The organism is Streptomyces sp. NPDC058464 (assembly GCF_042721035.1).
GTDB lineage: Bacteria > Actinomycetota > Actinomycetes > Streptomycetales > Streptomycetaceae > Streptomyces.
The window spans coordinates 282,926-303,909 of record NZ_JBHXMA010000002.1; the positions used below are offsets into that span (position 1 = coordinate 282,926).

21 protein-coding genes are annotated in these 20,984 nt (G+C 71.8%); 10 read left to right on the top strand and 11 right to left on the bottom strand.

Translation table 11 applies throughout. The features are described 5' to 3' along the window. Window positions 1-321 precede the first annotated feature (321 nt). Together ACFWPQ_RS04290 and ACFWPQ_RS04295 are read right to left on the bottom strand one after the other, a co-directional pair. Complete coding sequence (locus ACFWPQ_RS04290; RefSeq protein WP_384029774.1) at window positions 322-1,146, bottom strand: purine-nucleoside phosphorylase; 825 nt, start codon at window positions 1,144-1,146, stop codon at window positions 322-324. Between the two features lie 143 nt (window positions 1,147-1,289). Beyond that, on the bottom strand, window positions 1,290-1,730 hold the full coding sequence (locus ACFWPQ_RS04295) for a gamma-glutamylcyclotransferase (RefSeq protein WP_350784992.1): 441 nt from the start codon (window positions 1,728-1,730) through the stop codon (window positions 1,290-1,292). A gap of 96 nt (window positions 1,731-1,826) precedes the next feature. Here ACFWPQ_RS04295 and ACFWPQ_RS04300 point away from each other — a divergent pair, with 96 nt between their 5' ends. Both ACFWPQ_RS04300 and ACFWPQ_RS04305 read left to right on the top strand, forming a co-directional pair. After that, on the top strand, window positions 1,827-3,275 hold the full coding sequence (locus tag ACFWPQ_RS04300; protein WP_384029777.1) for an NAD(P)H-quinone dehydrogenase: 1,449 nt from the start codon (window positions 1,827-1,829) through the stop codon (window positions 3,273-3,275). 190 nt (window positions 3,276-3,465) lie between these two features. Beyond that, on the top strand, window positions 3,466-4,404 hold the full coding sequence (locus ACFWPQ_RS04305; RefSeq protein ID WP_361305697.1) for a DeoR/GlpR family DNA-binding transcription regulator: 939 nt from the start codon (window positions 3,466-3,468) through the stop codon (window positions 4,402-4,404). A gap of 10 nt (window positions 4,405-4,414) precedes the next feature. Here ACFWPQ_RS04305 and ACFWPQ_RS04310 read toward each other — a convergent pair whose 3' ends face one another. Together ACFWPQ_RS04310 and ACFWPQ_RS04315 are read right to left on the bottom strand one after the other, a co-directional pair. Then, on the bottom strand, window positions 4,415-5,035 hold the full coding sequence (locus ACFWPQ_RS04310) for a TetR/AcrR family transcriptional regulator (RefSeq protein ID WP_384029779.1): 621 nt from the start codon (window positions 5,033-5,035) through the stop codon (window positions 4,415-4,417). Between the two features lie 89 nt (window positions 5,036-5,124). Continuing rightward, a complete protein-coding gene (locus tag ACFWPQ_RS04315) occupies window positions 5,125-6,897 on the bottom strand; it encodes an acetyl/propionyl/methylcrotonyl-CoA carboxylase subunit alpha (RefSeq protein ID WP_384029781.1) in 1,773 nt (590 codons plus the stop codon). A 375-nt stretch (window positions 6,898-7,272) separates the two neighbouring features. On the opposite strand from ACFWPQ_RS04315, the gene ACFWPQ_RS04320 reads away from it, so the two are divergent. Then, window positions 7,273-7,824, top strand: coding sequence for a hypothetical protein (locus tag ACFWPQ_RS04320; RefSeq protein WP_384030084.1), 552 nt, complete (start codon window positions 7,273-7,275; stop codon window positions 7,822-7,824). Here ACFWPQ_RS04320 and ACFWPQ_RS04325 read toward each other — a convergent pair. The 4 genes from ACFWPQ_RS04325 to ACFWPQ_RS04340 form a co-directional block, all read right to left on the bottom strand. Continuing rightward, complete coding sequence (locus ACFWPQ_RS04325; RefSeq protein ID WP_384029783.1) at window positions 7,796-8,398, bottom strand: Maf family protein; 603 nt, start codon at window positions 8,396-8,398, stop codon at window positions 7,796-7,798. The two genes, ACFWPQ_RS04320 and ACFWPQ_RS04325, sit on opposite strands and share 29 nt — an antisense overlap. Window positions 8,399-8,445: 47 nt before the next feature. Then, entirely contained in the window at window positions 8,446-8,574 is a 129-nt protein-coding gene (gene mmpB, locus ACFWPQ_RS04330) for a morphogenic membrane protein MmpB (RefSeq protein ID WP_361305705.1), read from the bottom strand. A 136-nt stretch (window positions 8,575-8,710) separates the two neighbouring features. Further along, entirely contained in the window at window positions 8,711-8,920 is a 210-nt protein-coding gene (locus ACFWPQ_RS04335) for an acyl-CoA carboxylase epsilon subunit (protein WP_384029785.1), read from the bottom strand. A gap of 11 nt (window positions 8,921-8,931) precedes the next feature. Then, window positions 8,932-10,524, bottom strand: a complete 1,593-nt coding sequence (locus tag ACFWPQ_RS04340; protein ID WP_384029787.1) for an acyl-CoA carboxylase subunit beta — start codon at window positions 10,522-10,524, stop codon at window positions 8,932-8,934. 110 nt (window positions 10,525-10,634) lie between these two features. Between ACFWPQ_RS04340 and ACFWPQ_RS04345 the strand changes: the two genes are divergently transcribed. Further along, window positions 10,635-11,510 (top strand): biotin--[acetyl-CoA-carboxylase] ligase, encoded by an 876-nt coding sequence (locus ACFWPQ_RS04345; protein WP_384029789.1) that lies wholly within the window; start codon window positions 10,635-10,637, stop codon window positions 11,508-11,510. 323 nt (window positions 11,511-11,833) lie between these two features. Next, on the top strand, window positions 11,834-12,949 hold the full coding sequence (locus ACFWPQ_RS04350; RefSeq protein WP_384029791.1) for an adenylate/guanylate cyclase domain-containing protein: 1,116 nt from the start codon (window positions 11,834-11,836) through the stop codon (window positions 12,947-12,949). Between the two features lie 42 nt (window positions 12,950-12,991). Here the strand turns inward: ACFWPQ_RS04350 and ACFWPQ_RS04355 are convergent, their stop codons facing one another. Continuing rightward, window positions 12,992-13,690, bottom strand: coding sequence for a hypothetical protein (locus ACFWPQ_RS04355; protein WP_384029793.1), 699 nt, complete (start codon window positions 13,688-13,690; stop codon window positions 12,992-12,994). Between the two features lie 212 nt (window positions 13,691-13,902). Here ACFWPQ_RS04355 and ACFWPQ_RS04360 point away from each other — a divergent pair, with 212 nt between their 5' ends. From ACFWPQ_RS04360 to hutH, 3 genes are all read left to right on the top strand, one after another. Beyond that, window positions 13,903-14,703, top strand: a complete 801-nt coding sequence (locus ACFWPQ_RS04360; RefSeq protein WP_384029795.1) for an enoyl-CoA hydratase/isomerase family protein — start codon at window positions 13,903-13,905, stop codon at window positions 14,701-14,703. A 190-nt stretch (window positions 14,704-14,893) separates the two neighbouring features. Next, complete coding sequence (locus ACFWPQ_RS04365) at window positions 14,894-16,039, top strand: diguanylate cyclase domain-containing protein (RefSeq protein ID WP_384029797.1); 1,146 nt, start codon at window positions 14,894-14,896, stop codon at window positions 16,037-16,039. Between the two features lie 102 nt (window positions 16,040-16,141). Further along, window positions 16,142-17,680, top strand: coding sequence for a histidine ammonia-lyase (gene hutH, locus ACFWPQ_RS04370; protein WP_384030086.1), 1,539 nt, complete (start codon window positions 16,142-16,144; stop codon window positions 17,678-17,680). 97 nt (window positions 17,681-17,777) lie between these two features. On the opposite strand, the gene ACFWPQ_RS04375 is transcribed toward hutH, so the two are convergent. Both ACFWPQ_RS04375 and ACFWPQ_RS04380 read right to left on the bottom strand, forming a co-directional pair. Then, complete coding sequence (locus ACFWPQ_RS04375) at window positions 17,778-18,560, bottom strand: hypothetical protein (protein WP_384029799.1); 783 nt, start codon at window positions 18,558-18,560, stop codon at window positions 17,778-17,780. A gap of 41 nt (window positions 18,561-18,601) precedes the next feature. Next, window positions 18,602-18,919: an LAETG motif-containing sortase-dependent surface protein gene (locus ACFWPQ_RS04380; protein WP_361303434.1), complete on the bottom strand. Its 318-nt coding sequence runs from the start codon at window positions 18,917-18,919 to the stop codon at window positions 18,602-18,604. Between the two features lie 109 nt (window positions 18,920-19,028). Here ACFWPQ_RS04380 and ACFWPQ_RS04385 point away from each other — a divergent pair, with 109 nt between their 5' ends. Further along, on the top strand, window positions 19,029-19,382 hold the full coding sequence (locus ACFWPQ_RS04385) for a hypothetical protein (RefSeq protein ID WP_384029802.1): 354 nt from the start codon (window positions 19,029-19,031) through the stop codon (window positions 19,380-19,382). Window positions 19,383-19,605: 223 nt separating this feature from the next. Then, on the top strand, window positions 19,606-20,850 hold the full coding sequence (locus ACFWPQ_RS04390) for an Ig-like domain-containing protein (protein ID WP_384029804.1): 1,245 nt from the start codon (window positions 19,606-19,608) through the stop codon (window positions 20,848-20,850). The last annotated feature ends 134 nt before the right edge of the window (window positions 20,851-20,984 follow it).

The following is a 20,984-nucleotide window of genomic DNA, read 5'->3' on the forward strand; positions in this document are numbered from 1 at the left end:
TCCACCCTCTCTCCTCCCCCACATTTCTGTGGCCTTCCAGCGTCGTTGTTCGGCCCCCCCGTGGCGCCCCTTGGGCCCCCCCCCGGACGGGGGGGGGGGGGGCCGGGGGCGGGGAGTCTCCGTCCTCGGACCGGCGGTGGTGCATCTCGGATCGTGCGGGCCGACGAACGCCGGCCACTGCGGGCGGAAACTCCCCGCCCCGTCCCCTTGCGAACCATTGCGACGGACGGCAGCTTCGGCGACCGTTCGGATTCCGGCTCGGGTGACCGCAGTGCCCCGCCAGGGGCGCGGGGAACTGCGCGATCGGCCAGGATGGCGTCCTCAGAGCCTGCCCAGTACCTGCGCCAGCAGTTCGCCCATCCGTGCCGCCGAGTCGCGGCCCGCCTGGAGGACCTCCTCGTGGTTGAGGGGCTCGCCCGTCATGCCCGCGGCGAGGTTCGTCACCAGGGAGATGCCCAGCACCTCGGCGCCCGCCTCGCGCGCGGCGATCGCCTCCAGGACCGTCGACATGCCCACCAGGTCCGCGCCGATGACGCGGGCCATGCGGATCTCGGCCGGCGTCTCGTAGTGCGGGCCGGGGAACTGTGCGTAGACGCCCTCTTCGAGGCTGGGGTCGATCTCCTTGCACAGGGCGCGCAGGCGGGGGGAGTAGAGGTCGGTGAGGTCGACGAAGTTGGCGCCGATGATGGGGGAGGTCGCCGTCAGGTTGATGTGGTCGCTGATGAGGACCGGCTGGCCGGGGCGCATGCCCTCGCGCAGGCCGCCGCAGCCGTTGGTGAGAATGATCGTCTTGCAGCCGGCGGCCACGGCGGTGCGGACGCCGTGTGCGACGGCGGCGACGCCCCGGCCCTCGTAGTAGTGCGTGCGGCCCAGGAAGACCAGCGCGCGCTTGTCACCGGAGGAGTACGAGCGGATCGTGCCGCCGTGCCCCGCCACGGCCGGCGGCGGGAAGCCGGGCAGCTCGGTGACCTGGAACTCGGCGTCGGGAGCGCCCAGGGCGTCGACGGCCGGAGCCCAGCCGGAGCCCATCACGAGGGCGACGTCGTGGGTGTCGGCGCCGGTGAGCTCGCGCAGGCGGGCGGCGGCCGCGTCGGCGGCGGCGTGGGGGTCGCCCTGGATGTCGTCCGGAAGAAGAGATGCGTTCACGCGGATGAGAGTAGCCGGTCTGGGCCTACGCGCGTAGATGACGGAGCTCATGGGATTGCGATCGTTGTCTTGTCGTTTCCGATGAGGAGTGTGACGCGGGTTACTTTTGAGTGGGCTGTGGGTGGTCTGTGAGGCTTGGGGGCTCAGCAGGGGCGCTTGCGGAGTTCCATCACGTAGTCGTGGGGCGCGCCCGCGGACTCGGCGGCGTCGGCGATCTCGCCGAGGTAGCGGGCGGAGGGCAGGCCGCCCTCGTAGCCGTCCAGGACGTAGAGCCAGGCGGTCTCCTCGCCCTCCAGGGTGTGCACGCGGACCCGGGCGCGGCGGTAGATGCCCATGGCGACGCCCTCCCAGCGGTCCATGGACTCCTCGTCCATCGGGGCGATGTCGTACAGGCCGACGAAGACCTGGGAGACGGGGTCCTCGACGATCGTCGCCAGGGAGCCCTCCCAGCCCATGTGCTCGCCGCCGAAGGTCAGCCGCCAGCCGTTCAGCCAGCCGGTGGCGCGCAGGGGGGAGTGGGGGGCGCGGCGGGACATCAGCCGCGCGTCGAGATTACCGGCGTACGCGGCGTAGAGCGACGACATGGGGAGAGGGTACGGCAGGCGTCACGGGTGTCACTCCTGTCCCCGGATGCGCCGGGCGCCGCCCCCGGGCAGTAGCACCTTGAAGCGTGCGGGACAATGGAGTACGTGACTCGGATCGTGATCATCGGTGGCGGACCCGGCGGCTATGAAGCGGCGCTGGTGGCCGCGCAGCTCGGCGCGGAGGTGACCGTCGTCGACTGCGACGGTCTGGGCGGAGCGTCGGTGCTGACCGACTGCGTGCCGTCGAAGACCCTTATCGCTACGGCCGAGGTCATGACGACCTTCGATTCGTCGTACGAAGAGCTGGGGATCATCGTCGCCGATGACACCCCGCCCTTGGAGCAGGCCGCCCGGGTGGTGGGTGTTGATCTGGGGAAGGTCAACCGGCGTGTGAAGCGGCTTGCCCTCGCGCAGTCGCATGACATCACCGCTTCGGTGACGCGGGCCGGTGCGCGGGTCATGCGGGGGCGGGGGCGGCTGGAGGGCATGCAGGCCCTCGACGGGTCCCGGAAGGTCGTGGTCAGCGCGGCGGACGGGAGCGAGGAGACGCTCACGGCCGATGCGGTGCTGATCGCCACCGGCGGGCATCCGCGTGAGGTGCCCGACGCGCTGCCCGACGGCGAGCGCATCCTGAACTGGACCCAGGTCTACGACCTCACCGAGCTGCCCGAGGAGCTCATCGTGGTCGGGTCCGGTGTGACCGGCGCCGAGTTCGCGGGCGCCTACCAGGCGCTGGGGTCGAGGGTCACGCTGGTGTCGTCGCGGGACCGGGTGCTGCCGGGTGAGGACCCGGACGCGGCCGCCGTCCTGGAGGACGTCTTCCGGCGCCGTGGCATGAACGTCATGGCCCGGTCGCGGGCGGCCGCGGCGAAGAGGGTCGGGGACCGGGTCGAGGTCACGCTCGCGGACGGGCGGGTCATCAGCGGGTCGCACTGTCTGATGGCCGTCGGTGCCATTCCGAACAGCGCGGGGCTGGGGCTGGAGGGCGCCGGCGTCAAGCTGCGCGACTCCGGGCACATCTGGACCGACAAGGTGTCGCGGACGACGGCTCCGGGCGTGTACGCCGCCGGTGACGTGACCGGTGTCTTCGCGCTTGCGTCGGTGGCCGCCATGCAGGGGCGGATCGCGATGTACCACTTCCTGGGCGACGCGGTGGCGCCGTTGAATCTGAAGACGGTTTCGTCGAACGTCTTCACCGATCCCGAGATCGCGACGGTGGGGTACACGCAGGCCGACGTGGACGCGGGCAAGATCGACGCCCGGGTGGTGAAGCTGCCGCTGCTGCGCAACCCGCGCGCGAAGATGCAGGGCATCCGCGACGGCTTCGTGAAGCTGTTCTGCCGGCCGGGGACCGGGATCGTGGTGGGCGGTGTGGTGGTCTCGCCGCGGGCCTCGGAACTGATCCATCCGATCTCGATCGCCGTCGACAACAATCTGACGGTCGAACAGATCGCGAACGCGTTCACCGTCTATCCCTCTCTTTCGGGGTCGATCGCCGAGGTGGCGCGGCAGCTGCACACCCGGAAGGCCGGCAACGAGTTCTGACGGCCGGAACCGACTCCCCGCTGGTCACGGGGAGTTGTCGGTCATGCGTGCGGCATAGGCGGGGTGGGTAGCTCCTATACCACTCCCGACCCTGCTGTGCGAACAACTTCTGCTATTCGGCGCAAACTGCTGAAAGCAGACGGTCGTTGGGGTTACTGTCAGTTTCGTGTTCGCTGCAGAACGTCGCCAATTGATCCTCGAAATGGTGCGAGCGAACGGGGCCGTGTCGCTCCGTGAGCTCGCCCGCGTCGTCCAGACCTCCGAAGTGACCGTACGGCGGGACGTGCGCGCACTGGAGGCAGAAGGACTCCTCGACCGCCGGCACGGCGGTGCGGTACTGCCGGGCGGGTTCACGCGGGAGTCCGGCTTTCCGCAGAAGTCTCATCTCGCGACCGCCGAGAAGACGGCCATCGCCGATCTCGCCGCGGGTCTCGTCGAAGAGGGCGAGGCCATCGTGGTCGGGGCGGGGACCACGACCCAGGAACTCGCACGCCGGCTGGCGAGAGTGCCCGGGCTGACCGTCGTCACCAATTCCCTGCTGGTGGCGCAGGCGCTGGCCCATGCCAACCGGGTCGAGGTCGTGATGACCGGCGGGACGCTCCGCGGGTCCAACTACGCCCTCGTGGGCTCCGGTGCGGAGCAGTCCCTGCAGGGGCTGCGCGTGTCGAAGGCCTTCCTGTCCGGGAGCGGCCTGACGGCGGAGCGGGGGCTGTCCACGTCCAACATGCTGTCGGCCTCCGTCGACCGGGCGCTGGTGCAGGCCGCCGCGGAGGTCGTCATCCTCGCCGACCACACCAAGCTCGGTACGGACACGATGTTCCAGACCGTGCCGACCGATCTCATCACCCGGCTCGTCACGGACGAGCCGCCGGCCCACGACGACCGTGCGGTCACCGAGCTGCAGGCCCTTGCCGATCAGGGGGTGCAGATCGCCGTGGCCGGGGCGTCGGGGAACCCGGGGGGTGACCAGGTCCCGGCGCGCCAGCAGCATCAGCAGCAGCGCCGGGACGTCGCCCTGCCGGGGCCGCGGCGGAGTCAGGGGCCGGGGTTGCGGTCGGCGTCGATGCTTCAGGGGGAGCCGCCGACAGGGGCTGAGCGGGGGCGGGTTGCTGATATGCGGCGGCGGTGAGGGAGGGTGCCTAATCGCCGTAGGCGTGGGGCTCGTGGGCGGGTGCGAGTCCGCTGTGGCTGGTCGCGCAGTTCCCCGCGCCCCTAGGTTTCTCAGGTCTGAGTCCCTTCAAAGTCAGGGTAAGCAAGCGGCTTGCCAACTCGGGGTCCCCGGGTGACTCCTCACTTGCCAGGGCGATGGCGTGGGTGAGTCGGAGCAGGTCCGTGATCTGTACGTCCGGGCGTACCGTGCCCGCGTTCTGAGCGCGGGTCAGGAGGGCGTTGCCCGCCTCCCGCATCGGGGTGCCGCAGCGGGACAGGGCGGAGTCCGGGGACGCTGACATCAGGGCCCTCGACAGGCCCCGGTAGGCCGCCGCGTGGACGACCACCTCGTGGAGCCAGGTCAGCAGGGCCTGGCACGGGTCGGGGGCGGTCCGCAACTCGCGGGCACGGTCCAGGAGTTCGTTCACCGCGTCCTCGAAGACCGCGCTCATCAGGGCGTGCCGGGTCGGGAAGTGGCGGTAGAGGGTGCCGATGCCCACGCCCGCCCGGCGGGCCACGTCCTCCAGGGAGGCGTCCGTGCCGTGCTCGGCGAAGACGGTGCGGGCCTCGGCCAGCAGCCGGTCGTGGTTGCGGCGGGCGTCGGCGCGCATGGGGCGTTCCACGCTCCAGGAAGTCGTCCAGAAAGCCGGGTGCCCGGCGAACGGGTGACGTTCGCCGGGCGACGCGGTGCGGGGTGTCGTCAGTCCTTGATCTCGCAGATCACGGCGCCGGAGGTGAGGGACGCGCCGACCTCGGCGGCGAGGCCCTTGACGGTGCCGGCCTTGTGGGCGTTGAGGGGCTGCTCCATCTTCATGGCCTCCAGGACGACGATCAGGTCGCCCTCCTTGACCTCCTGGCCCTCCTCGACCGCGACCTTGACGATCGTGCCCTGCATCGGCGAGGCGAGGGTGTCGCCGGAGGCGACCGGGCCGGACTTCTTCGCGGCGCGGCGCTTCGGCTTGGCCCCCGCGGCGAGGCCGGTGCGGGCCAGGGTCATGCCCAGGGCGGCCGGGAGGGAGACCTCCAGGCGCTTGCCGCCGACCTCGACGACGATCGTCTCGCGGTCCTTGTCGTCCTCGGCCTCGGCGTCGGCGGGGGCGGCGAAGGGCTTGATCTCGTTGACGAACTCGGTCTCGATCCAGCGGGTGTGGACCGTGAAGGGGTCCTCGGAGCCGGTCAGCTCGGGGGCGAAGGCCGGGTCGCGGACGACGACGCGGTGGAACGGGATGGCCGTGGCCATGCCCTCCACCTGGAACTCGTCCAGGGCGCGGGCGGCCCGCTGCAGGGCCTCCGCGCGGGTGCGGCCGGTGACGATCAGCTTGGCGAGCAGGGAGTCCCAGGCGGGGCCGATGACCGAGCCGGCCTCCACGCCCGCGTCCAGGCGGACGCCGGGGCCGGAGGGGGCGTCGAAGCGGGTGACCGTGCCGGGAGCGGGCAGGAAGTTGCGGCCCGGGTCCTCGCCGTTGATGCGGAACTCGAACGAGTGACCGCGCAGCTCCGGGTCGCCGTAGCCGAGTTCCTCGCCGTCGGCGATCCGGAACATCTCGCGGACCAGGTCGATGCCGGCGACCTCCTCGGTCACCGGGTGCTCGACCTGGAGGCGGGTGTTGACCTCCAGGAAGGAGATCGTGCCGTCCTGGCCGACCAGGAACTCGCAGGTCCCGGCGCCGACGTAGCCGGCCTCCTGCAGGATGGCCTTGGACGCCCGGTACAGCTCGGCGACCTGGGCCTCGGAGAGGAACGGCGCGGGGGCCTCCTCGACCAGCTTCTGGTGGCGGCGCTGCAGCGAGCAGTCACGGGTGGAGACGACGACCACGTTGCCGTGGGTGTCGGCCAGGCACTGGGTCTCCACGTGCCGGGGGCGGTCCAGGTAGCGCTCCACGAAGCACTCGCCGCGGCCGAAGGCGGCCACCGCCTCACGGACGGCGGAGTCGTACAGCTCCGGGACCTCTTCGAGGGTGCGGGCGACCTTCAGGCCGCGCCCGCCGCCGCCGAAGGCCGCCTTGATGGCGATCGGCAGGCCGTGCTCCTCGGCGAAGGCCACGACCTCGTCGGCGCCCGAGACCGGGTCCGGGGTGCCGGCCACCAGCGGGGCACCGGCGCGCTGGGCGATGTGCCGGGCCGCCACCTTGTCGCCCAGGTCGCGGATCGCCTGCGGCGGCGGGCCGATCCAGGTCAGGCCCGCGTCCAGGACCGCCTGCGCGAACTCGGCGTTCTCGGACAGGAAGCCGTAGCCCGGGTGGATGGCGTCCGCGCCGGCCTCACGCGCCGCGTTCAGGACCTTCGCGATGTCCAGGTAACTGGTGGCCGGGGTGTCACCGCCCAGGGCGAACGCCTCATCCGCGGCGCGGACATGCAGAGCGTCCCGGTCCGGATCCGCGTAGACGGCCACGCTCGCGATCCCGGCGTCCCGGCAGGCCCGGGCCACGCGGACAGCGATTTCGCCACGGTTGGCGATGAGCACCTTGCGCACGATTGAGGCTCCCTCCTTGAAACAAGCCGAGTTTAGGGACTGCCGACACGGCACTTCGACCCGTCCCCTGTGGTGAGCTTGCCCACACGGAGCGTGATGCGAGGCTCACCCGACCCGCGAAATCCCTTGTCGCACCTCACTACGCAGGACTCCTTCGGGAAACCCTAGCTCCGTCATGTGGTCAAGGTCTCTGTGAGAGCGTGCCGCGCCCCACTCCGTTTCTTTGTTGAGTCCCTACGAATGGCCCAACGTTTCTTTGCTGCCGACCGGACCCTTGTCCCGCGGTTTACCCGTTAGTAGCGTTCGCGATGTCTTGAACGTACTTCAAGTAACACCGGCTCGGCTCGAGCCGTGAACGAAAGTGGGTGGGGGCCGGTGGTGCGCAGACCGGTGGCATGGGTGGTGGCGGTCATACTCTTCGCCGAGGCATTCGGGATCGCTGCACTCAACTGGTTCATGGGGGTGGTCGTCGACCGTCAGGACATGTCCCTGGCCGGCCTCGACCCGGACAGGATGTCGATGTCCGCGAAGGTCGGCGCCGTCGTCTTCGGCCTCTACTTCGCGCTGTGCGGCCTGGTGGCACTCCTGGTCGCCGTACGCAACCGCGCGCCCGCCGGCCTCGGCCGGGTGCTCCTGATCAGCGTGGCGGTCGTGCACGGCCTGCTGGCCGCCGTCGCGTGGGGCCTGATCGGCTGGACCGCGTTCCTGTCCATGCTCGTCGTCCTCACACTCGTCGTCCTGCTGCTGATGACGTACGACCAGGTGGCGGACGCGGCCGGCGGTGCCGGGGCCGCGGGTGGCGACGGGAGCGAGGACGGGGCCGGCTCCGAGAGCGCCCCGGAACCGGTGCCGGAGCCCGAGCCGGAGGCGAAGAACGACACGCCGCCCGCGGCACCGTTCACTCCGCCGGCGCCCACAACTCCGTGATGCCGACGCCGAGCTCCGCCAGCAGCCGGCGGACCAGGGGCAGGCTGATGCCGATCACGTTGCCGTGGTCGCCGTCGATGCCCTCGATGAACGGCGCGCTGCGGCCGTCCAGGGTGAACGCCCCCGCCACGTAGAGGGGTTCGCCCGAGGCGACGTACGCGGCGATCTCCTCGTCGGAGGGCTCGCCGAACCGTACGACGGTGGACGCGGTCGCCGACACCCAGCGCTTGCTCGCCGTGTCCCACACGCAGTGCCCGGTCTGCAGGGTGCCGGCCCGGCCGCGCATCGACTTCCAGCGGGCGGTGGCCTCCTCGGCGTCGCCCGGCTTGCCGAGGGCCTGGCCGTCGATGTCCAGCACCGAGTCGCAGCCGATGACGATCGCGCCCTGGACGTCGGGGCGGGCGGCGACCACGGACGCCTTCGCCTCCGCGAGGGCGAGGGCCAGGTCGGCCGGGGTGGGCGCGGTGACGGCGTCCTCGTCGACGCCGCTGACGATCACCTCGGGAGCGAGGCCCGCCTGGCGCAGGAGGTTCAGCCGGGCGGGGGACTGGGAGGCGAGGACGAGTCTGCGCATGGGGGCAGACTATCGGCGTGGCCGACCGGAGGGCCGACAGGAGGGCGTCACCTCACGCCGAGCACGATCATCAGGACGACCATGACCAGGGCCAGGAAGACGCCGAGCCGCCGGAGGGTCCTCTGCATGTCCTGCAGGTCCTTCGGCGGCTCGTCTTCGGGGTCCGACCACAGCATGTCACCAGCGTGGGGCTTGGCCGACCTCGGGCGCCTGAGTAGGGGTACTCAGATTGGTGCCCGGGATTCCACTTACGTGCGCCCACGCGGCGGAGCCGCATATCGATACAGCCCCGCGCCCCTGAGTGTCCGGTGGCTAGCCAGGCCAGTAGGTACGGGTCCATGCGGCCGGACTCGGGTGTGGGACCCGGCGTTGGGCGATGCGGCTCGGGTCGGACCAGGCGCTGGTTGTCGGCGGGGTGCCGGACGGGGCGGCCGCCAGGGCCGCCGCGCGGGCCCTTACCACCGCCAGGGCGGCGGCCAGCTCCTCCGGGGTCGGGTTGCCCCGTATGACCTTGATCGTCACAGCGGCTCTCCTTACAGGGGGATGTTGCCGTGCTTCTTCGGGGGCAGGGACTCGCGCTTGGTGCGGAGCTGGCGCAGGCCCCGTACGACGTGGCGGCGGGTGTCCGACGGCATGATGACGGCGTCGATGTAGCCGCGTTCGGCCGCCGTGTAGGGGTTGAGGAGGGTGTCCTCGTACTCGCGGATGAGCTGCGCCCGGGTGGCCTCGCCCTCGCCTGATTCCTCCGCCTCCGCGATGGTGCGGCGGTGCAGGATGTTGACGGCGCCCTGGGCGCCCATGACGGCGATCTGGGCGGTGGGCCAGGCGAGGTTGAGGTCGGCGCCCAGGTGCTTGGAGCCCATGACGTCGTAGGCGCCGCCGAAGGCCTTGCGGGTGATGACGGTGATGAGGGGGACGGTGGCCTCGGCGTAGGCGTAGATCAGCTTGGCGCCGCGGCGGATGATGCCGTCGTGCTCCTGGTCGACGCCGGGCAGGAAGCCGGGGACGTCGACGAAGGTGACGACCGGGACGTTGAAGGCGTCGCAGGTGCGGACGAAGCGGGAGGCCTTCTCGCTGGCCTTGATGTCGAGACAGCCGGCGAACTGCATCGGCTGGTTGGCGACGATGCCGACCGGGTGGCCCTCCACGCGGCCGAAGCCGGTGACGATGTTCGGGGCGAACAGGGCCTGCGTCTCGAAGAACTCACCGTCGTCGAGGACGTGTTCGAGCACCGTGTGGATGTCGTACGGCTGGTTGGCGCTGTCCGGGACCAGGGTGTCCAGCTCGCGGTCCTCGTCGGTGACCGTGAGGTCGGCCTCCTCGGGGAAGACCGGGGCCTCGGAGAGGTTGTTGGACGGCAGGTACGACAGCAGCTGCTTGACGTACTCGACGGCGTCCTTCTCGTCGCCGGCCATGTGGTGGGCCACACCGGAGACGGAGTTGTGGGTCCGGGCGCCGCCCAGCTCCTCGAAGCCGACGTCCTCGCCGGTCACCGTCTTGATGACGTCCGGTCCTGTGATGAACATGTGGGACGTCTGGTCGACCATGACCGTGAAGTCGGTGATGGCCGGGGAGTACACGGCGCCGCCCGCGCAGGGGCCGACGACGAGGGAGATCTGCGGGATCACGCCGCTCGCGTGGGTGTTTCGGCGGAAGATCTCGCCGTAGGCGCCGAGGGAGGCGACGCCTTCCTGGATCCTCGCCCCGCCGGAGTCGTTGATGCCGATGACCGGGCAGCCGGTCTTCAGGGCGAAGTCCATGACCTTGACGATCTTCTGGCCGTAGACCTCGCCGAGGGCGCCGCCGAAGACGGTGAAGTCCTGGGAGAAGACGGCGACGGGCCGGCCGTCGACCGTGCCGTACCCGGTGACGACGCCGTCGCCGTAGGGGCGGTTCTTCTCCAGGCCGAAGTTGGTGGAGCGGTGCCGGGCGAACTCGTCCAGCTCGATGAAGGAGCCCTCGTCGAGGAGCAGCTCGATCCGCTCACGGGCCGTCAGCTTGCCCTTGGCGTGCTGCTTCTCGACCGCGCGCTCCGAACCGGCGTGTGTCGCTTCGTGGACACGGCGCTGGAGATCCGCGAGCTTCCCCGCGGTCGTGTGAATGTCGATCTCTTCCGGCTCGGACATCGGGATGCGGCTCCCTGCCTGCTCAAAAGGGGGGACGGTTACTCATCCGTAGCGTAGTGGGGTGCCTACCAAACGGCAGTGCGGCGTACAACACACCTAGGGTGGCTTGCATGACGCCGCGAGATGCAGCAGATGCGAACAACAATCGTTGGTCCGACCTGGACCGTCCACCGCTGAACCCGGCGGGGCTGCGCAAGGCCCTGGTGCGGGACGGCGGCCAGGGGGGCCTGTACCGCGACATCGAGGTGGTGGACCGCACCGGCTCCACCAACTCCGACCTCGTGGCGCGGGCCGTCGCGGGGGACGCCGACGAGGGAGTGGTGCTGGTCGCCGAGGAGCAGACGGCGGGGCGGGGCCGGCTGGACCGGCAGTGGACGGCGCCGCCGCGCTCGGGCCTGTTCTTCTCGGTACTGCTGAAGCCGGCCGAGGTGCCGGTGGCCCGCTGGGGCTGGCTGCCGCTGCTCACGGGGGTGGCGGTGGCGACGGGGCTGGCGAAGGCGGCGGGCGTCGACACGGCGCTCAAGTGGCCCAACGACCTGCTGGTCACCGTCGGTGACGAGGAGCGCAAGGCCGGGGGCATCCTCGCGGAGCGGGCCGACGAGGACGGTGTGGTGGTCGGCGTCGGCATCAACGTCACGCTCCGGGCGGCGGAGCTGCCGGTGCCGCAGGCGGGGTCGCTGGCGCTGGCCGGGGCGGTGAGCACGGACCGCGAGACGCTGCTGAGGGCGGTCCTGCGGTCCCTGGAGGACTGGTACGGGCGCTGGCGCGCGGCGGGCGGCGATCCGGCCGCGAGCGGGCTCCAGGAGGCCTACGCGGCGGGGTGCGCGACGCTGGGCCGGTCGGTCCGGGCGGAGCTGCCCGGGGACCGGTCGCTGGTCGGGGAGGCGGTGGCGGTCGACGGCGACGGGAGGCTGGTGATCGCCACGGAGGCAGGGGTTCAGGAGCCGGTGGGGGCGGGGGACATCGTGCACTTGCGGCCGGCGTGAGGGTGCGGGTGGGCTGGTGCCGGGGGGTGTGGGGACGCTTACCGGCGCTGGCCGGGTGCCTCCCCCAGCCTTCGGCCGGGGGGACCCCCAGCGCCCACCCGTGCCGCCATGCGGCACGCCTGCCCGCAGCTGGGTGGCTGTGAAGCGCCCCGTAAGGGGCGCGGGGAACTGCGCGGCCGGCCCCCACCGGCCCGCGGCCGGGGACGAATCGGCGCCCCGCACCACCTGAAGTCGGCTTACCTCACGAAGTGAGCTACCGCACAGCTGCCGTAGAGTTGAGGCCGGTCGGTATGCGACCGCGGTAGATCGGAAGGGCAGCAGGCGTGACCGTCGACGACACGGGCTCCGGCGAGGGCGCGGACGCCGCCGACTCCGGCGAGGATCCCCTCGCGCTGCGTCTCGAAGGCCTGATCCTCGGGGCCGAGCGCCGCTACACCCCCTTCCAGGCTGCCCGCAGCGCAGGCGTCTCCATGGAGCTGGCGTCGCGGTTCTGGCGGGCGATGGGTTTCGCCGACATCGGGCAGGCCAAGGCGCTGACGGAGGCCGACGTACTGGCCCTGCGCCGGCTCGCCGGCCTCGTCGAGGCGGGACTGCTCAGCGAGGCCATGGCCGTGCAGGTGGCACGGTCCACGGGGCAGACCACCGCCCGTCTGGCGGAGTGGCAGATGGATTCCTTCCTGGAGGGCCTGACCGAGCCCCCCGAGCCGGGCATGACCCGCACCGAGGTCACGTACCCGATCGTCGAACTGCTCCTGCCCGAGCTGGAGGAGTTCCTCGTCTACGTCTGGCGCCGCCAGCTCGCCGCCTCGGCGGGCCGGGTCGTGCAGGCCACCGACGACGAGGAGATGGTCGACCGCCGGCTCGCCGTCGGCTTCGCCGACCTCGTGGGGTTCACCCGGCTGACCCGGCGCATGGAGGAGGAGGAGCTCGGCGAGCTGGTCGAGGCGTTCGAGACCACCGCCGCCGACCTGGTGGCGGCCCGCGGCGGCCGGCTCATCAAGACCCTCGGCGACGAGGTCCTGTACGCCGCCGACGACGCCGGTATCGCCGCCGACATCGCGCTGCGCCTGGTCGAGACGATGGCGAACGACGAGACGATGCCGGAGCTGCGCGTCGGCATGGCCTTCGGCACCGTGACCACCCGAATGGGCGATGTCTTCGGTACGACCGTGAACCTCGCCTCCCGCCTCACCTCGATAGCGCCGCGTGACGCCGTCCTCGTCGACAGCGCGTTCGCGGAGGAGCTGATCCGGGTGGGGGAGGCACCGGCTTCGGAGGCGGCCGCCGCGGAGGAGGCGGCGACCGCCGAGAAGGAGGGCGAGGAGCCCCCGTCGTACCGCTTCGCCCTCCAGCCGATGTGGCAGCGCCCGGTGCGTGGCCTGGGGGTCGTGGAGCCGTGGCTGCTCACCCGGCGGGACGGCGCGGTCCCGTCCTCGTAGAAGTCCGACGCTCGTAGGAAGTCCCCTGGTCGGCGAGAGCCCCTAGGGGCCGACGCACAGGCCGATGATCGGGACGCAGAGGCCGGGGTGGGCGGGGGTGGAGGGCTGGGGGCTGGGCGCGGGTGTGGCGGGGGGTGTGGTTCGGGGCGGTGCCGGGTCCGGTCGCCGGGTGGCCGAGGGGGCCGGTGTGTTCGGGGCCTCGGGAATGGTGGTCGTGCCCGGGGCGGCCGGTGCGGCGGTCGGAGGCGTGGCCGACGGGGGTACGAGGGTGGAGGTCGTCGTCGGGGTGGTGCTCGCCCCGCCCGCCGCCGAGGCCGGCGCGGGGCTCACCAGGGGGACGGTGGTGGCGGTGGCCGTGGCGACCATGGCGCCGGCAGGGGTCGACCGGTCCGCCCCGGTGCCCGGATCCAGCCGGGGTTCGGCCTCGGCGGTGCCGGGGCCGCCCACGCCGGGATCGATGTTCATCCGGACGAGGCTCAGGGCCCCGGCGGCCAGCGCGATACCGCCCGCCACGAGCAGGACCCTGCGGGGGCGGGGGCGGCGATGCCGGCCTCGGGGGCGGGGGGTGAAGAGGCGCGGGCCGGTCGGGTTGGCGTCCGTGGGCGGCCGGGCTGCGGGCGCCCGGTCGGTCGCTGCCGTCGGCCGTGCGGTGTCCGTGGCCGACGGCTTCGGTACCGGCTGTGTCGGCTCTGCGGCCGTGAGGTCGGTGTCTGGCGTCGGCTGCGTCGACGTCTCGGTCATCACGATCCCTCCCCGATGCGCTCGCGCCCCCGATGCGCCGTGGCGAGCGCACGTTATGCGCTCCCATGGGGCGTGCGCCGGGAGTCTCCCGGGATGTCACTCGAACGAGGGTGTCCGGCCTGGCCGGTGCCCCTTCCCCCGCTCTGCCCCGGCTGCGATGATCGAGGGAGTTAACCGGCGTTAACTCGTTGGCGGGTCGAGCGGAGGGTCACATGAGCGGGAGCGAGGAGCGTTACGGGGAGTTCGTGCTGGTGCGGCGGCACGGGCACGTCGCGGAGCTGGTGCTGGACCGGCCCAAGGCGATGAACGCGGTGTCGATGGCGATGGCCCGCTCGATCATCGCCGCGTGTGCCGCGCTCGGCGGCGACCGGGACGCGCGCGTGGTGGTGGTGACCTCGTCGCACGAGCGGGCGTTCTGCGTCGGCGCGGACCTCAAGGAGCGCAACGGGATGAGCGACGCGGAGCTGCTCCGGTCGCGGCCGCTGTCGCGCGGGGCGTACACCGGCGTGCTGGAGCTTCCGATGCCGACGATCGCCGCCGTGCACGGCTATGCGCTCGGCGGGGGCTTCGAGCTGGCCCTTTCCTGCGATGTGATCGTGGCCGACGGCACGGCCGTGGTGGGCCTGCCCGAGGTGTCGGTCGGCGTGATTCCGGGAGGCGGCGGCACACAGCTGCTGCCCCGCCGGGTCGGCGCGGCCCGCGCGGCCGAACTGGTCTTCTCGGCGCGCCGGGTGGAGGCGCCGGAGGCGCGTGAACTGGGCCTGGTCGACGAGCTGGTGGAGGCGGGGCGGGACCGGGAGGCCGCGCTGGCGCTGGCGGCCCGGATGGCGGCGAACTCGCCGGTGGGGCTGCGGGCGGCGAAGCGGGCGTTGCGGCTGGGCCATGGGCTGGACCTGCGGACGGGGCTCGAGGTGGAGGACGCGGCGTGGCGGACGGTGGCGTTCTCGGGGGACCGGGCGGAGGGCGTGGCGGCGTTCAACGAGAAGCGGTCGCCGGAGTGGCCGGGGGAGTAGGGGCGGGGTGCGGGTGGGTCAGGGGCTGGGGACGCTTGCCGGCGCTGGCTGGGCAGCGCCCCGTGAGGGGCGCGGGGAACTGCGCGAGCAACCCCCACCGGTCCGCAGGCGGCGACGATGCGCCGGCCCCGCAACACCTGTTCGTCGCGCCGATGTCCCGAATGAACCAAATAATCCCTAACCTGGAGTGATGGGTGAGGACAACCGGCTGGCCGCCGTCGTCGCGCTGGCGCAGGGCATGGCTGCGGCTCACACCCCACATGAGTGCTGGCACGCCGCCGCGGCCGGCGCCTGCCGCGCCCTGGACGGCAGCTTCGCCGCGCTCTCCGTCTGGGAGCGCGACCTGGGCCGGCTGCGGGTCCTCGTGAACGTCGGGGAGCGTGCCCCGGGCGAGGAGGAGTTCCCGGAGGCCGAGGCCTATCCGGTGCACCAGTTCCCGGAGATCACCGAGTTCCTCCACGAACGCTGGGCGGGCGGCGGCGGCCCCAACGCCTGGGTCGAGACGGCCGAGGGCGCCGCCGCCGGCCGCCCCGGTTACTCCCACCAGCGTGTCGCCGCCCTGCGCCGCCGGGGCCGCGGCTGCTGCCTGGTCGCCCCGATCGTGCTGCACGGCAGGGCCTGGGGCGAGCTGTACGTGGCCCGCGCCGCCCGCACGCCCGTCTTCGGCCGTGCCGACGCCGACTTCGCCACCGTCCTCGCCTCCGTCGCCGCCGCCGGGATCGCGCAGACCGAGCAGCTGGAGGAGGCCCGCCGGCTCGCGTACACCGACGCGCTGACCGGGCTCGCCAACCGCCGTGCCGTCGACGTGCGCCTCGACGAGGCGATCGAGCAGCACCGCGCGGACGGGGCCGTGGTCAGCCTCGTCGTCTGCGACCTCAACGGGCTCAAGAAGGTGAACGACACCCGTGGGCACGCCGTCGGCGACCGGCTTCTCGAACGCTTCGGGTCGGTGCTGTCGCTGTGCGGGGCGATGCTTCCGGGCGCGCTCGCCGCGCGGCTCGGCGGGGACGAGTTCTGTCTGCTCGCGGTCGGCCCGTCGGCCGACGACGTGGTCAAGGCGGCCGACGAACTCTGCCGCCGGGCCGGGGAGTTGGAACTCGGTGAGGGGGTCGCGTGCGGGGTCGCCTCGACCGCGGACCCGATCGGGCCGGTGCGCTCGGCCCGCCGGCTGTTCCGGCTCGCCGACGCCGCCCAGTACCGGGCGAAGGCGCTGCGCGCCGACCGGCCGGTGGTGGCCGGGCGGGAGGGGCCGGACGATCCCGTCGTACGGCTGGCCGACGCGCCGCCGCCGGAGCGGGCCGAGCGGCGGAGCTTCCGCGGGCGCCGGGGCCTGTGACGTACGGCGGTGGCGCACGGCTGTGACGTACAAGTAAGGGGCAACCCCGTGCCCCAGTAGTGACAGCAGGCGCATTCACTGCGTACGCTCCTGAATATGGATATGCACACTGTGGTGGTGGGGACGTCCGGTGTCACCGCGTCCGACGTTCTCGCCGTGGCGCGCGGCGGCGCCCGGATCGAGCTCTCGGCCGAGGCGGTCGCGGCGCTCGCGGCAGCCCGCGAGATCGTGGACGCGCTGGCGGCCAAGCCGGAGCCGGTCTACGGCGTCAGCACCGGCTTCGGCGCCCTGGCGACCCGGCACATCAGCCCGGAGCTGCGCGCCCAGCTGCAGCGCAACATCGTCCGCTCGCACGCGGCCGGCATGGGACCGCGGGTGGAGCGCGAGGTCGTCCGGGCCCTGATGTTCCTGCGGCTGAAGACCGTCTGCTCCGGACACACCGGTGTGCGTCCCGAGGTCGCCCAGACCATGGCCGACGTGCTGAACGCCGGCATCACCCCGGTCGTGCACGAGTACGGCTCCCTGGGCTGCTCCGGGGACCTGGCCCCGCTCTCGCACTGCGCCCTCACGCTCATGGGCGAGGGAGACGCCGAGGGCCCCGACGGGGTCGTCCGGCCCGCCGGCGAGCTGCTCGCCGAACACGGGATCGCCCCCGTCGAACTGCGCGAGAAGGAGGGGCTCGCCCTTCTCAACGGCACCGACGGCATGCTCGGCATGCTGGTGATGGCCCTCGCCGACCTGGACATGCTGTACAAGTCCGCCGATGTCACGGCCGCGTTGAGCCTCGAAGGGCTGCTCGGTACGGACAGGGTGCTCGCGCCCGAGCTGCACGCCATCCGGCCGCACCCGGGGCAGGGCGACAGCGCCGCCAACATGCTCGCCGTGCTCCAGGGCTCCCAGCTGACCGGGCATCACCAGGACGACGCGCCGCGCGTCCAGGACGCGTACTCGGTGCGGTGTGCTCCGCAGGTCGCCGGGGCCGGGCGGGACACGCTCGCGCACGCCCGGCTGGTCGCGGAGCGGGAGCTGGCGTCGGCCGTCGACAACCCCGTCGTCCTGCCCGACGGGCGGGTGGAGTCCAACGGCAACTTCCACGGGGCGCCGGTCGCCTACGTCCTCGACTTCCTCGCCATCGCGGTGGCCGACCTCGGGTCCATCGCCGAGCGGCGGACGGACCGGCTGCTGGACAAGAACCGCAGCCACGGGCTGCCGCCGTTCCTCGCGGACGACGCGGGCGTCGACTCGGGGCTGATGATCGCCCAGTACACGCAGGCGGCGCTGGTGAGCGACCTGAAGCGGCTTGCCGTTCCGGCGTCGGCCGACTCGATCCCGTCCTCGGCGATGCAGGAGGACCACGTGTCGATGGGGTGGTCGGCGGCGCGCAAGCTGCGGACGGCCGTGGGCAATCTGACGCGGATCATCGCCGTCGAGCTGTACGCGGCCACCCGGGCCGTCGAGTTGCGGGAGGGGCTGGCGCCGGCACCGGCCTCGCAGGCGGTCATCGACGCGGTGCGCTCCGCGGGGGTGCAGGGGCCTGGGCCGGACCGGTTCCTCGCGCCGGACCTGGCCGCGGCGGAGGAGTTCGTGCGGGGCGGGGGCGTGGTCGCGGCGGCGGAGAAGGTGACGGGGGCGTTGCGGTAGTCGTTTGGCCGCGGACGGGTGGGGGCTGGTCGCGCAGTTCCCCGCGCCCCTTGGTTTCTCCCCGCACCCCTCTCCGAGGAGCGCGGGGAGTTGCGTTCTAGCCCAGCTTCGCCGACTGGGCCTTGATCACGGCCGTCGGTACCGTGTACGTCTTCCCGGTCATCATCGCGCCGATGTTCATCGTGAGGTACGTGGCGACCGTGTTGCCGTGGCGGACGACCTCGGCGTGGAGGGGGCCCTTGTCGCCGTCCATGTCGGTGGTCGCGGTGAAGGCGACCGACTCGTCGCCCAGTCCCGACGCCTTGGTGGGCGTCACCTCGGTGACCTTCTGTTCGTCGCCGGAGGCGCCGCCCGTGAAGCCCGTGGTGCACGTCTTGAGGGCGGTCGAGAGGGCCCGCAGGGCCTGCTGCGCGCCGTTCCCGTCGTACGACGACAGGGAGAGGGAGGTGATGTCCAGGTTCAGGGAGTCCTTGAGCGCGCTCTCGAACTTGCCGTCGGCCATGTCGTCGAGGGAGGTCGCGTCGTCGGTGGGGTCCTTCTTGTCCTCGCGTACCGTGCGGCCGATCTCGGTGGCCGGTTCGGCCGGGGCGAGGCCGGTGAGGACGTAGGCCAGCGGGCGGCACTTCGCGTCGCTGGACTTGATGGTGCTCCGGTTCGGCGCGGCTCCGCCGATGGGGTTGACCTTGTAGCCGTCCACCTCGCCCTGCGCGAGGATCCGCTGCTTCAACTCCCCGGTGCTCAGCGCCCTGACGGTGGACGCCTCCCGCGCGGTGCCCGCGGTGTCCTCGGAACTCCCGCCGGAGCAGCCCGTGATGAGGGCGAAGGACAGCGCGCCGCCGACGGCGAGGGCGCGGATCCGCACGCCCGATGATCTCTTCATGGGGCGACTGTGGGCGCTGGGTCAAAGGTCGGTCAAGTTATTTAAAATTCCAGCCGTTCGCGGCGGACCGAATAGACCACGAAGCCCGCGCCGACGGCGAGGAAAAGGGTGCCGCCGACGACGTACGGCGTGGTGTTCGGGCTGCCGGTGTCGGCGAGTCGGGTGGCGTCCCCGGTCGCCTCGGAGGTGGCCTCGGACAGCGCCCTGGCCTGCTGGGTGACGCGGGTCGCCGTACCCTCCGACGTGCCGGTTCTCGCCGGGGCGTCCTGCGACGCGTTGGCGGACGGGACGAACCACAGCGCGCACAGGAGCGTGCCTGCGGCGGTGGCGGTCAGCAACGGGCGGCGAGCGGATGACACGGAATATCGATCCCCTTGTGACGCTGGCGAATTGGCCGTGTGGGGCGATGTTAGTGAAAATCGCGGGTCACGGGAAAGTCACGGGACGATTCGGCCGTACGCTCCCGCCATGAGCACTCCAGAGACATCACGATTTGTGCGGCTTCGGGTGGAGCTGGTCCTCGAGGTCGAGGATGCCGGCGAGGTCACCAAGGCCGCGCTGCGCCGGATCGCCGGGGATCCCGACCTGCCGGGCGACGAGCGGGCGCACGCCGAGGCCGCTGTGACGGAAGACACCGCCGAGGCCCTCGCCTATCTCGTCGATCCGTTCGACCTGGTCAGCGAGGTGCCCGGGATCGAGCTCCAGCAGGCCTCCTGGTCCAGCGAGCCGATTTCCTACGATCCGGATTCGCCGGACTGGGATCTCGACGAGGATGATGACGAGCGCGACGACGAAGACGACGAAGAGGGCGGCATCGGCTGAGCGATCCGGGGAACCGGTGACCCCGGACGGCAACCGCCGTCCGGGGTTTCGTCGTCTCAGAGGGCGCGCGGGCCCGCCCCTCCCGCATCGGCCGCCCCTGTGGACGTGGTGTGCCCCACAGATCCGAAGAATGTGGAACGGGACGGCGCGGCCGTAGCGTTGAAGGTTCTTGACGGGGACTCTCGGTGTGTTCGCGGACTCGGCAACGATGGAGAAGCGTGTGATGACGGACAGTAAGCGGCGCAAGGGCCTGATGGCCGCGTCCGCACTGCTCGGTGGTGTTCTGGTGCTCACGGCGTGTTCCGGCAGCGACGACAAGGCGTCCGGCGGCGGTGAGAGTTCGCAGTCCCAGGCGGACGCGGCGGCGGCCAAGAAGTCGTCCCAGGCCGACATCACGATCACACCCAAGGACGGCTCGGACAACGCGTCGATCAACAACTCGGCCGCCGTCACCGTCAGCAAGGGCACGCTCACCAGCGTGACCATGACCACCGCGGACGGCACCGCGGTCGCCGGCGCCCTGTCCGCCGACAAGACCAGCTGGAAGCCCTCCGCCCAGCTGGAGCGGTCCACCACCTACAAGGTCGCCGCCGAGGCCAAGGACTCCGCCGGGCTGGTCGCGCACGAGAACGCGTCCTTCACCACGGTCTCCCCGTCCAACAGCTTCATAGGCACCTTCACCCCGGAGGACGGCTCGACCGTCGGCGTCGGCATGCCCGTGTCGATCAACTTCGACAAGCAGATCACGAACAAGGCCGCTGTCCAGAAGGGCATCACGGTCACCTCCAGCAGCGGCCAGGAGGTCGTCTGCCACTGGTTCTCCACCCAGCGCATGGACTGCCGTCCCGAGGACTACTGGAAGGAGAACTCCACCGTCACGCTGAAGCTGGCGCTCGACGGTGTCGAGGGCGCCTCCGGTGTCTACGGCGTCCAGCAGAAGACGGTCACCTTCCACATCGGCCGCAACCAGGTCTCCTACGTCGACGCCAAGACCAAGGAGATGAAGGTCACCGAGGACGGCAAGACCATCAAGACCATCCCGATCTCGGCCGGTTCGCCCGAGAACACGACGTACAACGGCATCATGGTGATGTCCGAGAAGTACAAGCAGACGCGCATGAACGGCGCGACCGTCGGCTTCACCGACAACGACGGCAAGGGCGAGTACGACATCAAGGACGTGCCGCACGCCATCCGCCTCACCAGCTCCGGCACCTTCCTGCACGGCAACTACTGGGGCGCCAAGTCCATCTTCGGCTCGGTGAACACCAGCCACGGCTGCGTCGGCCTGTCCGACACCAAGGGCGCCAACGACACCACCACGCCCGCGTACTGGATGTACACGCACTCGATCATCGGTGACGTCGTGGTCGTCTCCAACACCGGCGACAAGACCGTGGCCCCCGACAACGGCCTCAACGGCTGGAACCTGAACTGGGCGGACTGGAAGGCCGGTTCGGCCGTCTGAGCCACCCGCGCACCACCGATCCGCACGGAAGGGGGGGGGGCGCGGGGCGGCCGCCCGCCCCCGGCCGCCCCCCACACGGCGGGGGGGTGCGACCACCCCCCGCGCGGGGCCGCGGTGGCCGCCGGCGCGCCGGG